12 protein-coding genes are annotated in these 12369 nt (G+C 66.4%); 11 read left to right on the top strand and 1 reads right to left on the bottom strand.

What is annotated here, in order from left to right; all coding sequences use genetic code 11:
- Nucleotides 1-98 precede the first annotated feature (98 nt).
- The 11 genes from GPA25_RS07585 (at nucleotide 99) to GPA25_RS07535 (ending at nucleotide 11175) form a co-directional block, all read left to right on the top strand.
- Nucleotides 99-566 carry a DUF3305 domain-containing protein gene (locus GPA25_RS07585; protein ID WP_169259766.1) on the top strand — a complete coding sequence of 156 codons (468 nt, stop codon included), beginning with the start codon at nucleotides 99-101 and terminating at the stop codon, nucleotides 564-566.
- The gene (locus GPA25_RS07580) at nucleotides 563-1150 is read left to right on the top strand and encodes a DUF3306 domain-containing protein (RefSeq protein WP_169259765.1); all 588 of its coding nucleotides are present in this window, start codon (nucleotides 563-565) and stop codon (nucleotides 1148-1150) included. The genes GPA25_RS07585 and GPA25_RS07580 overlap by 4 nt, the downstream gene beginning before the upstream one ends.
- 153 nt (nucleotides 1151-1303) lie before the next feature.
- Nucleotides 1304-3376, top strand: a complete 2073-nt coding sequence (locus GPA25_RS07575; RefSeq protein WP_169259764.1) for a 4Fe-4S binding protein — start codon at nucleotides 1304-1306, stop codon at nucleotides 3374-3376.
- Entirely contained in the window at nucleotides 3373-4011 is a 639-nt protein-coding gene (locus GPA25_RS07570) for a TorD/DmsD family molecular chaperone (protein ID WP_169259763.1), read from the top strand. Before GPA25_RS07575 ends, GPA25_RS07570 begins: the two co-directional genes overlap by 4 nt.
- 61 nt (nucleotides 4012-4072) lie before the next feature.
- Nucleotides 4073-4279 carry a hypothetical protein gene (locus GPA25_RS07565; RefSeq protein WP_169259700.1) on the top strand — a complete coding sequence of 69 codons (207 nt, stop codon included), beginning with the start codon at nucleotides 4073-4075 and terminating at the stop codon, nucleotides 4277-4279.
- A gap of 17 nt (nucleotides 4280-4296) precedes the next feature.
- Nucleotides 4297-7203 carry a molybdopterin-dependent oxidoreductase gene (locus GPA25_RS07560; RefSeq protein WP_169259762.1) on the top strand — a complete coding sequence of 969 codons (2907 nt, stop codon included), beginning with the start codon at nucleotides 4297-4299 and terminating at the stop codon, nucleotides 7201-7203.
- Nucleotides 7204-7214: 11 nt separating this feature from the next.
- Nucleotides 7215-7820: a formate dehydrogenase FDH3 subunit beta gene (gene fdh3B, locus GPA25_RS07555; RefSeq protein ID WP_169259761.1), complete on the top strand. Its 606-nt coding sequence runs from the start codon at nucleotides 7215-7217 to the stop codon at nucleotides 7818-7820.
- The gene (locus tag GPA25_RS07550) at nucleotides 7817-8041 is read left to right on the top strand and encodes a hypothetical protein (RefSeq protein WP_169259760.1); all 225 of its coding nucleotides are present in this window, start codon (nucleotides 7817-7819) and stop codon (nucleotides 8039-8041) included. Before fdh3B ends, GPA25_RS07550 begins: the two co-directional genes overlap by 4 nt.
- A gap of 10 nt (nucleotides 8042-8051) precedes the next feature.
- The gene (locus GPA25_RS07545) at nucleotides 8052-9053 is read left to right on the top strand and encodes a formate dehydrogenase subunit gamma (protein WP_169259759.1); all 1002 of its coding nucleotides are present in this window, start codon (nucleotides 8052-8054) and stop codon (nucleotides 9051-9053) included.
- A 155-nt stretch (nucleotides 9054-9208) separates the two neighbouring features.
- Complete coding sequence (tpx, locus tag GPA25_RS07540; protein ID WP_169259758.1) at nucleotides 9209-9709, top strand: thiol peroxidase; 501 nt, start codon at nucleotides 9209-9211, stop codon at nucleotides 9707-9709.
- A 215-nt stretch (nucleotides 9710-9924) separates the two neighbouring features.
- Entirely contained in the window at nucleotides 9925-11175 is a 1251-nt protein-coding gene (locus GPA25_RS07535) for an HD-GYP domain-containing protein (RefSeq protein WP_169259757.1), read from the top strand.
- Here the strand turns inward: GPA25_RS07535 and GPA25_RS07530 are convergent.
- Nucleotides 11172-12308 carry an aminotransferase class V-fold PLP-dependent enzyme gene (locus tag GPA25_RS07530; protein ID WP_343034868.1) on the bottom strand — a complete coding sequence of 379 codons (1137 nt, stop codon included), beginning with the start codon at nucleotides 12306-12308 and terminating at the stop codon, nucleotides 11172-11174. The two genes, GPA25_RS07535 and GPA25_RS07530, sit on opposite strands and share 4 nt — an antisense overlap.
- Between the last annotated feature and the right edge of the window lie 61 nt (nucleotides 12309-12369).

Genomic DNA, 12369 nt, shown 5'->3' with positions numbered 1-12369 from the left:
CCGCCCGGCCGCCGTGCGCCGCCGCCGGGTGGGGAGCTTCGCTCGCCTCGCCGGCTTCGCCTATCCTATGATGAATCAGGATCCTTGGAGTTCGCCGCATGTACACTTTCCCCATCGCCGTGATCATGGAGCGCCGCCGCCTGCAGAGCCGCTGGGCCGACGAGGCGTGGGAGGCGGTCGGCGTGGTGCCGGCCTTCGGTGACAACCCCGCGACGACGCGCCAGCTGGTGGCCGAGACCGACCGAGACCAGTTCCTCGTCGGCGGCTTCGCGCTCGAACTGTTCCGCGACGAGGCGGACAACTATTTCCTCAATCTCAGTTCGCCGGTGCCCAAGGTCTTCGTGAATTGGCGTCTCGAAGACGGCGTGGCGCGTCCGGTGGCGGTGACGGTGAGTTACGGCGAGGCGGCGCGGCTGCTCGATTCGGGCGAGCAGGTCGACGGCATCGCGATGTCGCGCGAAATGGCCGACTGGGTCGGCGAATTCGTGAACCTCCACTACAAACCGGCGCCGCGCAAGAAGGTGCGGCGCAACGACCCGTTGGCGCAGGACCGGGAACGCCCATGACGACACCGAGCCGCTTTCTCGAACGCTGGTCGCGCCTCAAGCGCCGGGGCGACGCGGGCACGCAGGCGAGCCCTGCCGTCGCACCTGCGTCAATCCCGCCGCCGCAGGTCGATGCAATGCCGTCTGCCGAGGCTGTCGCGGCGGTGCCCGCGGCAGACGCTGCGTTGCCGCCGCTCGAAAGCCTCAGTCTGGAGGCCGATTTCAGCGGCTTCCTGAAGAAGGAAGTCAGCGAATCGCTGCGCCGCGCGGCACTGCGCAAGCTGTTCAGCGACCCGCATTTCCATTTCGACCGCATGGACCGCCTCGACATCTACATCGACGACTATTCGGTCAGCGATCCGATACCGCCCGACATGATGAAACGCCTGCGGCAGTTCGACACCTTGCTGAAGGACGACGAGGAAGGCGCAGCCGTGGCGGAGGAAGCGGCCAGGACGGCCCCCGTCGATGCGCCGCAAGGCGCAGCGGATGCGGTGGCGGGCGATGCCGTCCCGGAAACCGCCTTGCCGATCGCTGCGGCAGCTGGCGACAATTCCGATGTCATTGCTGAGCCGAGCCCGGGTAGCCCGGATGTGGGGACTTGAATGCGACATTTTGGGGCCTCTGCGACAAATTGTTCCACCTGAGTTACACACGTAGTTGAAACCGCAGAAAATTGAGGATTCGCGGTTGATTTAATTTCCTCTGCGCCGGTACGGCGCCTGCTAGTGGTCCATACCCAACTCATCGTGGCCACAATGCAGACAGCTCAAAAACAGATCCGGCTGTGCGACTGCAATCGCAGTTTCACGGTCGATGCCGCAGCCCTTGCGGCCACGGCGGGCGGCGCGCAGCCGGTCACGCTGCACCACGAACTGTGTCGCCGCGAGATCGGCGAACTCGAATCGGCACTCGCGGGTGGCAGTGTGCTGGTCGGCTGTACGCAGGAGAGCGCGTTGTTCTCCGACGTGGCGGCCGCCGTACCGGCCGCGCGTATCGATTTCTTCAATCTGCGTGAAAACGCCGGCTGGTCTGCCGAAGGCGCCGGTGCGACGCCGAAGATGGCGGCGCTGATCGCGGCGGCGATGCTGCCCGAACCGGAGCCGGTCGCCGGCGTCAGCCTCACCGCCGGCAATGGCCTGCTGATCGTCGGCGAAGCAGGCGCGGCGCTGGGCTGGGCCGAGCGGCTCGCCGGGCGCTTCGACGTGTCGGTGCTGACGACCGGCGCGACGCCGGAGGCCGAACTGCCCGTCGAGCGGCGCTACGCGGTGTGGTCGGGCGCCGCGGTGCGCGTATCCGGCCATCTCGGCGCCTTCGACGTCGCCTGGACGCAGACGAATCCGATCGACCTCGACCTGTGCGTGCGCTGCAATGCCTGCATCCGCGCCTGTCCCGAAGGCGCGATCGGCTGGGACTACCAGGTCGACACGACGCGCTGCCGCGCCCACCGCGCCTGCGTCACCGCCTGCGGTTCGGTCGGCGCGATCGATTTTGCGCGCGGCGACGTGACGCGCGAGGGGCGCTTCGATCTGGTGCTGGACCTGTCGGCCGAGCCCGTGCTGAAGCGTGTCGAGCCGCCGCAGGGCTATGCCGCGCCGGGACGCGATGCGCTCGACCAGGCGCTGGCGGTGCAGGTGCTCGGCGAGCTCGTCGGCGAATTCGAGAAACCGCGCTACGTCGCGCTGGACGCCAAGTTGTGCGCGCACAGTCGCTCGCGCAAGACCGGCTGCACGCGCTGCATCGAGGCCTGTTCGGCCGAGGCGATTGCGTCGGCGGGCGACGCGGTGCGCGTCGATCCGTATCTGTGCCAGGGCTGCGGCACCTGTTCAACGGTGTGCCCGAGCGGAGCGCTGGCCTCGCAGTACCCGCGCGTCGAAGATCTCGGCGCACGCATCAAGACCGTGCTGATGCGCTACCGCGAGACGGGTGGCGACGCGCCCTGTCTGCTGTTCCATTCCGTCGACGCCGGGCGCGCGCTGATCGAGCGCCTCGCGCGCCGCGGCAAGGGCCTGCCGGCGCGCGTGATTCCGCTCGACGTGTGGAGCGCCGACGCCGTCGGCCTCGACGTGCTGCTCGGCAGCGTCGCGCTCGGCGCCTGTCAGGTCGCGGTGCTCGCCGCCGGCACGCACGATGCCGCGCCGCTGCGGGCGCAGGCCGCGCACGCGCAAACCATCCTCACGGGACTCGGCTATGCCGGCGAGCACCTGCGCGTGATCGACACCGACGACTGGTCCGGACTCGAGGCCGCGCTGTGGGACTGGGCCCCCGCCGCCGCAGTGAGCCGTCCGGCCGCTTTCCGCCTGGTGCCGCGCAAGCGCGACACGCTGGATCTCGCACTGCGTCACCTGCTCGCGGTCGCGCCGGCGCCGGTCGCCGAAATCGCGTTGAAGGCCGGTGCGCCCTTCGGCACGGTCACCGTCAATGACGCCTGTACGCTGTGCATGTCCTGCGTCGGCGCCTGTCCGACCGGCGCGCTGAGCGCCGCGACCGATGCGATGCGCCTCGGCTTCCTCGAGAAGAGCTGCGTGCAGTGCGGCCTGTGTGCGAATTCCTGCCCCGAAAACGCCATCACGCTCAGCCCGCGCCTGCTGCTCGACGACGCCGCGCGGCGCAGCGTGCCGCTGAAGGAAGCGGAGATGTTCCATTGCATCCGCTGTGACAAACCGATGGGGGCGAAGGCGCTGATCGACACGATGTTCGCGCGTCTCGCGAGCCACTCGATGTTCGCCGGCGAGGCCGAACGTCGCCGCCTGCACATGTGTGCCGACTGTCGGGTGATCGACCTGATGGAAAGCGAAAACGGCCTCAAGGCCTGGGACATGAACGAATGAACGCCCCCGCTTCGATCTTCCAGCCCGCTGCGCCATCGGCTCAGCCCACGTGGAGCGATGAGGACCGCGCGCGTGCCCATCATTACGCGCTGCTGGGGCGGCTGTTCTTTGCCGCACCGGATGGGCCGCTGCTCGCCGCGCTGGTCGCCTCCGCGCGCGTGCTCGGTGCCGGCGAGTCGGCCTTCGCGCAGGCCTGGGCGGCGCTCGGCGAGATTGCCGCCGATAGCGATGCCGCGGCCGTCAGCGACGAGTACGAAACCTTGTTCTACGGCATCGGCCGGCCAGAAGTGATGCTCTACGGTTCCTTCTACCTCGCCGGTTTCCTGATGGAAGAGCCACTCGCGCATCTGCGTGACGATCTTGCCGAGCTGGGCCTGGCACGCCGTAGCGGCGTCGCCGAAACCGAGGACCACATTGCCGCGCTCGCCGAAGTGATGCGCCATCTCGTGCTGACCGGTCCGGACGAGGCCGGACTCGCGCGCCAGCGCCAGTTTTTCACCCGCCATCTGCAGCCCTGGTACGGGCGTCTCGCCGACGCGCTGATGGCGGCGCCGCAGGCGCGGTTCTACACCCGGGTCGGTGCGCTGGCGCGGGCATTTTTCGATATCGAAAGCGAAGCTTTCGCAATGGAGTAGGCCGCACCCGGCCCGACGAACGTCCACCGGAAATGTGACCCGTTTTATGGGGAGAAGGAGCATGGAAGACACGAAATCCAGACTGCAGCGCCGTCATTTCCTGCTGACGCTCGGTGCCGGTGGTGCCGCAGCGGCGGCAGCCGTCGCGACGGTCGCAGGCAAATCGGTGCCGGCAGTCGCCCCGGCAAGCCAGGTCGCCGCTGAACCCGCGGGCGAGCGCGGAACCAGCGCGCACGCCCGCAACTACTACCGCACTGCGCGCATCTAGGCGGGGGAGAACTCACGATGCTTACCAGGAAATCGACGCATTCGACCGGCGGTGCGCGCCAGTTGCGCAGTTCGGCGGCCCGCAATCTCGGCCAGACGATGGACCGGCGCACCTTCCTCAAGCGTTCCGGTCTGGGGGTGGGGGCCGGCGCGATGGCCGTGCAATTGCCCTACAACCTGATCGGCAGTGCCGATGCGGCGACGGCCGAATCGGCCGGCGCGGCAGGGGCCGAGACTGTGCACCGCACCGTGTGCACGCACTGCTCGGTCGGCTGTGCGATCGACGCCGTGGTGAAGAACGGCGTGTGGGTGCGCCAGGAGCCGGTGTTCGATTCGCCGATCAACCTCGGCGCGCACTGCGCCAAGGGCGCGTCGATCCGCGAGCACGGCCACGGCGAGCACCGCCTGAAGTACCCGATGAAGCTGGTCGATGGCAAGTACCAGAAGATCAGCTGGGAACAGGCGCTCAACGAAGTCGGCGACCGCCTGCTGAAGATCCGCGCGGAATCCGGCCCCGACGCCGTGTACTGGATCGGATCCAGCAAGCACAGCAACGAGCAGGCCTACCTGCTGCGCAAGTTCGTGTCCTTCTTCGGCACGAACAACATGGACCACCAGGCGCGCATCTGTCACTCGACCACCGTCGCCGGCGTCGCCAACACCTGGGGTTACGGCGCGATGACGAACTCCTACAACGACATGCAGAACGCGAAGGCGATGCTGTTCATCGGCTCCAACGCCGCCGAGGCGCATCCGGTGTCGCTGCTGCACATCCTGCACGCCAAGGAGAACGGGTCGAAGATGATCGTCGTCGACCCGCGCTTCACGCGCACGGCGGCGAAGGCGGACTATTACGTGCGCATCCGCTCGGGCACCGACATCCCCTTCATCTGGGGCATGCTGTACCACATCTTCCAGAACGGCTGGGAAGACCAGGAATACATCCGTCAGCGCGTCTACGGGCTCGACAAGGTCCGTGAAGAGGTCATGAAGTGGACGCCGGACAAGGTGCAGGAAGTCACCGGCATCCCCGAGGAACAGGTGCTGAAGGTCGCCGAGACGCTGGCGAAGAACAAGCCCTCGACCGTCGTGTGGTGCATGGGCCAGACCCAGCACACCGTCGGCAATGCCAACGTGCGCGCGATGTGCATCCTGCAGCTGGTGCTCGGCAACGTCGGCGTCGCCGGCGGCGGCACCAACATCTTCCGCGGTCACGACAACGTGCAGGGCGCGACCGACGTCGGCCCGAACCCGGACTCGCTGCCCGGCTACTACGGGCTCGCCGCCGGTTCCTGGAAGCACTGGTGCAAGGTGTGGGGCGTCGACTACGAGTGGGTCAAGGCGCGCTACGCTTCTGAAGATCTGATGACCAAATCGGGCATCACGGTGTCGCGCTGGATCGACGGCGTGCTCGAGAACCCGGAAGCCATCGACCAGCCGGGTGGCAACCTGCGCGCGGTGGTCTACTGGGGCCATGCGCCGAACTCGCAGACGCGCGGCGCCGAGATGGTCGAGGCGATGAAGAAGCTCGACACCCTGGTCGTGATCGACCCCTATCCGTCGGCGACCGCGTCGATGGCGGCGATGGTCAGGAAGGACGGCGTGTATCTGCTGCCCGCCTGCACCCAGTTCGAGACCTCGGGCTCGGCCACCGCGTCGAACCGCTCGCTGCAATGGCGCGAGAAAGTCATCGAGCCGCTGTTCGAGTCCAAGCCCGACCACACCATCATGTACGCCTTCGCGAAGAAGTTCGGCTTCGCCGACGAGCTGGTGAAGAACATCCCGCTCGTGAAGGACAAGCAGGGCTGGGACGAGCCGGTCACCGAGGACATCCTGCGCGAGATCAACCGCGGCACCTGGACGATCGGCTACACCGGCCAGTCACCCGAGCGGCTGAAGCTGCACATGAAGAACATGCACACCTTCGACGTGAAAACGTTGAAGGCGACCGGCGGCCCGTGCGACGGCGAATACTTCGGCCTGCCGTGGCCGTGCTATGGCAACCCGGAACTCAAGCACCCCGGCACGCCCAACCTGTATGACACGTCGAAACACGTGATGGACGGCGGCGGCAACTTCCGCGCCAACTTCGGCGTCGAGAAGGACGGCGTGTCGCTGCTCGCCGAGGAAGGCTCGGCCTCGAAGGGCGCCGAGCTGCAGATGGGCTATCCCGAATTCGACGACGTGCTGCTGAAGAAGCTCGGCTGGTGGGAGGAACTCACCGACGTAGAGAAGGCCGCCGCCGAGGGCAAGAACTGGAAGACGGATCTCTCGGGCGGCATCATCCGCGTCGCGATGAAGAACCACGGCATGCACCCCTTCGGCAACGCCAAGGCGCGCGCGCTGGTGTGGAATTTCCCCGACCCGGTGCCGCTGCATCGCGAGCCGATCTATTCGCCGCGCCCGGATCTCGTCGAGAAGTACCCGACGCACGACGACAAGATGAAGTTCTGGCGCCTGCCGACGCTTTACAAGTCGCTCCAGGACAAGGTCAAGGACATTTCCAAGGAATACCCGCTGATCATGACCTCGGGACGGCTCGTCGAGTACGAGGGCGGTGGTGAAGAAACGCGCTCCAACCCGTGGCTCGCCGAGCTGCAGCAGGAGATGTTCGCCGAAGTGAACCCCAAGGACGCCAACGACGCCGGCTTCCGCAATGGCGACTACATCTGGGTCGAGTCGCCGACCAAGGCCAAGCTCAAGGTACGTGCCCAGGTCACGCAGCGTGTCGCACCCGGCACGGTGTTCCTGCCTTTCCATTTTTCCGGCTGGTGGCAGGGAGAGGACATGCTGAAGTTCTACCCCGACGGCGCGGCGCCAATCGTGCGCGGCGAAGCGGTCAATACCGCGACGACGTATGGCTACGACTCGGTGACGATGATGCAGGAAACCAAGACCACCCTGTGCCGCGTATCCAAGGCCTGAGGAGAACATAAATGGCACGCATGAAATTCCTGTGTGACGCCGAGCGCTGCATCGAGTGCAACGGCTGCGTCACCGCCTGCAAGAACGAGCACGAGGTGCCGTGGGGCGTGAACCGCCGGCGCGTCGTCACGATCAATGACGGGGTGCCGGGCGAGCGCTCGATGTCGGTGGCCTGCATGCATTGTTCGGACGCGCCGTGCATCGCGGTGTGTCCGACCAACGTGATCTACCAGACCGAGGAAGGCGTCGTCCTCCACGACAAGGACGGCTGCATTGGCTGTGGCTACTGCTTCTACGCCTGTCCCTTCGGCGCGCCGCAGTTCCCCAACGGTCCGGCGGCCTTCGGCGCGCGCGGCAAGATGGACAAATGCACCTTCTGCGCCGGCGGCCCGGAAGAAAACGGCTCGCAGGCCGAGTTCGACAAGTACGGCCGCAACCGCCTCGCCGAAGGCAAGCTGCCACTGTGCGCCGAGATGTGTTCGACCAAGGCGCTGCTCGCCGGCGACGCGACCGAGCTCTCGGATATCTTCCGCGAGCGCGTGCTGCGCCGTGGCAAGGGCGTCGAGGCCTGGGGCTGGATGACCGCCTACGGCAAGGACAAGGAGGAAGCGAAATGAAAACGCGCATCCGTTACATGCTTGCCGCGTCGCTTGCCGCGTCGCTGCTGGCCGGCTGCGGCGAACAACCGCAGGTCGCGAAGTACGAGGATGGCAAGTATTCCGGCAAGGCCGATACCCGTCCCTGGGAGGCCGGTGCCTTCAAGGGTGACAAGGGCGCGTGGGAACAGGCGATGCGCAACCGCGTCCGTGGCCAGAACGAATACAAGCGTGTCGAATGAGGAGGCGTCCATGAGCACAATCCTCACGCGCCGCGGCGGCCTAGGCCTGCTGCTGGCGCTCGCGGTGTGGCTGCTGGCGCTGGGCAGCGCCCCGGTGATGGCGCAAGCCGAACCGGCCGCCGCGCAGGTCGAACGCCAGCAGACGCAACCGCTCAACAATGCGCCGGTGTGGCGCGAAGTGCGCTCGGGTGAATCGCACTTCACTACCGTGCGCGGCCCCGAAACCGGCGTGCTGATCCAGAACGAGGGCAACACTTGGCGGCAGTGGCGCAACGGCCCGATCAGCTTCTACGGCGGCATCCTGCTGCTGGTCGTGCCGACCGCGATCGGGCTGTTCTTCGCGGTGAAGGGGGCGATCAAGCTGCACGGCGCGCCGACCGGGCGCAAGATGCAGCGCTTCAGCCGCTTCGAGCGCTTCGTGCACTGGGGCACCGCAGGCAGCTTCGTCGTGCTGGGCATCACCGGCGTGTGCATCCTGTTCGGCAAGCACTTCATCGAGCCGATCTTCGGCAACGCGGTGCTGGGCGGACTGCTATGGGCCGGCAAGACCGTGCACAACTACCTCGGGCCGGTGTTCGGCGTATTCACGCTGCTGATGATCCTGACCTTCCTGCGCGACAACGTATGGCAGGCGATCGACAGCGTGTGGATCCGCAAGGCGGGCGGCATCGCCAGCGGCGAACACGTGCCGTCGGGACGCTTCAACTTCGGCGAGAAGACCTGGTTCTGGATCGGCGTGACCTTCCTCGGCCTGCTCGTCGCAATTTCGGGCCTGGTGATGGATTTCCCGAACTTCGGCCAGACGCGCGCCGACATGCAGCTTGCGAACATCGTCCATGGCGTCGGCGCGATCTTGCTGATCGCACTGTCGCTGGGCCATATCTATATGGGCACGATCGGTGTCGAGGGGGCCTACCAGTCTATGAGGACCGGCTATGTCGACGAGACCTGGGCGAAGGAGCACCACCAGTTCTGGCACGACGAAGTGAAAGCCGGCCGTTCGCGTCCGTAAGCCGGTGGACGATCGCGGGGGGGGCCTTGCCGGCTGCCCCCGCAGATTTCCCCTGCTGCCATCGCGGTTCCCCTCTGCCGCTTTCCCGACTAGACTGGTTCGATGACACCCTTGCCGGGTGTCGGCATTCCTGAACCCACAGAGGAGACAAACCCATGAGCAACGTGACCCTGGGCGGCAACCCGATCGAAATCGCCGGCCGTTTCCCGCAGAAGGGCGACACCGCGCCGCCGCTGTCGCTGGTCGGCGCCGACCTCAAGGACGTGACGCTCGCCGACTACGCCGGCAAGTGCAAGGTCCTGAATATCGTACCCAGCCTCGATACCCCGACCTGCGCGACCTCCACGCGCAAGTTCAACGCCGAGGCGAGCAAGCTCGACAATACCGTCGTGCTGGTGATTTCGGCCGACCTGCCGTTCGCCGCGAAGCGTTTCTGCGTCGCCGAAGGGCTCGATAACGTCGTCACGCTGTCGACGATGCGCGGGCGCAATTTCCTCCACGACTACGGTGTCGAGATCGCCTCCGGCCCGCTCGCGGGTGTCACGGCACGGGCCGTTGTCGTGCTCGACCGCGACAACAAGGTGCTGCATTCGCAGCTCGTGGGCGAGATCAAGGACGAACCTGACTACGCCGCGGCGCTCGCAGCGCTGAAATAAGCCGCAATACATGCCGCCGGCGGCCTGGGCAGACGCGCGCCCGGGCGGGGGCGAGCCTCGCGCGGCCGCTCTCTCGCGTGAAGACAAGCCCGCCGGCACACGGCTTTCCGCTATGATGCGGGCGTAGGCGCGGACGCCGTCCGGGTTCGCGCAGCACGCATCCGGTTGGCGGAAACAGCCGGTTCACCCTCTGTCCATGGCTTGTTGCGGCTCCGATGTCCGATTCCCTTCCTGTTGTTAACGTCGATCAGTTGCAGGTGGGGATGTTCGTATCGCTGGAACTGTCGTGGCTCGACCATCCCTTCCTGGTCAATTCCTTTCGCATCACCAGCGAAAAGCAGTTGCAAACCTTGCGCGAACTGGGTTTGCGCAAGGTTGCCTACGATCCGGCGCGATCCGAAGCGGCGCCGCTGGCGGCGGAGCACGAAACCGCGACGCGGGAAACGCCCCGGATCGAAGCCGACGAGCTGCAGCTGATCGAGGCAAAACGCAGGCGCGCCGCGGGGATGCTCGAGCAGCGCGAACGCATCCAGAGCTGCGAGAAAGCCTACGGCGAGAGCGTCGACTCGGCGAAGAACGTCATCGCCGACATCCTGCGCGACCCGGCGCGAGCGACGGCGCAGGCCGGCGCGATGGTGGGCGCGCTGGCGTCCACATTCCTTGACGATGACGGCGCCACGGTAATGCTCGTGGCATCGAGAAAGCGCGACGACGCCACCCACCAGCACGCCCTCAACGTCATGATCCTGACGATGATCCTGGCCAAGGGGCTGGGACTCAAGCGTGAGATCTTCGAAGCCGCCGGCATGGGCGCCCTGCTTCATGACATCGGCACCAGCAGGATCAGTCCGATCATACTGCGCAGCAAGCAGCGCAGCCGGCACGAGGAGACCTTATATCGACTGCATGGTGAGTACGGCATGCAGATGGTCGGCGAGCACGTGATCCCGTCGGTGCGCGGGGTCATTCGCGATCACCATGAGTGCGTCGACGGCAGCGGTTTTCCGGCCGGCCGCAAGGGCGCGCAGATCAATGCGCTGGCGCGCATGGTGGCGATCGCCAACCGCTACGACAACCTGTGCAATCCGCACAGCCTCGCCGATGCCTTGACGCCGGCGGAGGCCCTGTCGCAGATGTTTGCGCGCGAAGCGGCGCACTTCGATCCGTTCATGCTCGCCGCCTTCATCCGGGAGCTCGGAGTCTATCCGCCCGGATCCTTTGTCCGGCTGTCCACCGGCTCGATCGGCATCGTCATCGCCGTGACCCCGGGCAATACGCTCAAGCCGACGGTGCTGGTCTATGAGCCGGGGGTGCCGCGCCGTGAGGCGCTGGTTCTCAGTGTCGCCGAAACGGAAGACGTGAGGATCGAGTGCGTGCTCAAGCCGTCCACGCTGCCGCAGGCAGTCGTGGAGTACCTCAACCCGCGCATGAATCTTACCTACTTCGCGCACAAGACCGGGCGCTAGGCGCCCAGCGCGATGGCGTCGAGCGCCTGTTCGAGACTTTTCACACTGCGCTCGACGTTGTGCAGCTTGTCCAGACCGAACAGGCCGATGCGAAAGGTACGGAAGTCAGCCGGTTCGTCGCACTGCAAGGGCACGCCGGCGGCGGTCTGCAGACCCTGCGCGATGAATTTCCTGCCCGACTGGATCTCCGGGTCGTCGGTGTAGCTCACCACCACGCCGGGCGCCTCGTAGCCTTCTGCCGCAACGCTGCGGAAGCCGCGGCTCGCGAGCAGCGCGCGCACACGTTCGCCCAGCTCCTGCTGCTCGGCACGCACCTTGTCGAAGCCGTAACGCTCGGTTTCCAGCATCACCTCGCGCATCGCGGTCAGCGCATCGGTGGGCATCGTCGCATGGTAGGCGTGGCCGCCCTTTTCGTAGGCTTCCATGATCTGCAGCCATTTCTTCAGGTCGCACGCGAAGCTGGTGCTGGTGGTCGCGTCGATGCGCTCGCGTGCGCGCTCGCCGAGCATCACCAGGGCGCAGCACGGCGACGCGCTCCAGCCCTTCTGCGGTGCGCTGATCAGGATGTCGACGCCGGTTGCGAGCATGTCGACCCAGATCGTGCCGGAGGCGATGCAGTCGAGCACGAACAGGCCGCCGACTTCATGCACGGCATCGGCCACCGCGCGCAGGTAATCGTCGGGCAGAATCATGCCCGCCGCCGTTTCGACGTGCGGCGCGAACACCACATCGGGCTTCTTGTCGCGGATCGCCGCCACCACTTCACCGATCGGCGCCGGCGCGAAGGCGGCTTGCGGGCCGTCTGCGACCGGGCGCGCCTTCAGCACCGTCGACTCGGACGGGATGCCGCCCATGTCGAAGATCTGCGTCCAGCGGTAGCTGAACCAGCCGTTGCGGATCACCAGGCATTTGCGGCCGGTCGCGAACTGCCGCGCCACCGCTTCCATGCCGAACGTGCCGTTGCCCGGCACGACGACCGCCGCGTGCGCGCGATACACCTGCTTGAGGATGCGCGAGATGTCGCGCATCACCCCCTGAAAGGCCTGCGACATGTGGTTGAGGGCCCGGTCCGTGTACACCACGGAATATTCGAGCAGTCCATCGGGATCAGGCGTCGGCAACAAGCTAGGCACAGTCAGCTCCGGGGAAAATGAAACCACCATGTTCACGTGCGTTCAGCTTAGCACGCAGCGC

This window comes from Aromatoleum diolicum, assembly GCF_012910955.1.
Lineage (GTDB): Bacteria > Pseudomonadota > Gammaproteobacteria > Burkholderiales > Rhodocyclaceae > Aromatoleum > Aromatoleum diolicum.
The sequence above is the reverse complement of the archived record's forward strand: the minus strand, read 5'-3'. Positions and strand labels throughout refer to the sequence as shown.

Bases quoted from the DNA above. Each gene is read 5' to 3' on its own strand.
- GPA25_RS07585 (WP_169259766.1), top strand. From the start codon at position 99: ATGTACACTTTCCCCATCGCCGTGATCATGGAGCGCCGCCGCCTGCAG.
- GPA25_RS07580 (WP_169259765.1), top strand. From the start codon at position 563: ATGACGACACCGAGCCGCTTTCTCGAACGCTGGTCGCGCCTCAAGCGC.
- GPA25_RS07565 (WP_169259700.1), top strand. From the start codon at position 4,073: ATGGAAGACACGAAATCCAGACTGCAGCGCCGTCATTTCCTGCTGACG.
- GPA25_RS07550 (WP_169259760.1), top strand. From the start codon at position 7,817: ATGAAAACGCGCATCCGTTACATGCTTGCCGCGTCGCTTGCCGCGTCG.
- GPA25_RS07545 (WP_169259759.1), top strand. From the start codon at position 8,052: ATGAGCACAATCCTCACGCGCCGCGGCGGCCTAGGCCTGCTGCTGGCG.
- fdh3B (WP_169259761.1), top strand. From the start codon at position 7,215: ATGGCACGCATGAAATTCCTGTGTGACGCCGAGCGCTGCATCGAGTGC.
- tpx (WP_169259758.1), top strand. From the start codon at position 9,209: ATGAGCAACGTGACCCTGGGCGGCAACCCGATCGAAATCGCCGGCCGT.
- GPA25_RS07570 (WP_169259763.1), top strand. From the start codon at position 3,373: ATGAACGCCCCCGCTTCGATCTTCCAGCCCGCTGCGCCATCGGCTCAG.
- GPA25_RS07560 (WP_169259762.1), top strand. From the start codon at position 4,297: ATGCTTACCAGGAAATCGACGCATTCGACCGGCGGTGCGCGCCAGTTG.
- GPA25_RS07575 (WP_169259764.1), top strand. From the start codon at position 1,304: ATGCAGACAGCTCAAAAACAGATCCGGCTGTGCGACTGCAATCGCAGT.
- GPA25_RS07535 (WP_169259757.1), top strand. From the start codon at position 9,925: ATGTCCGATTCCCTTCCTGTTGTTAACGTCGATCAGTTGCAGGTGGGG.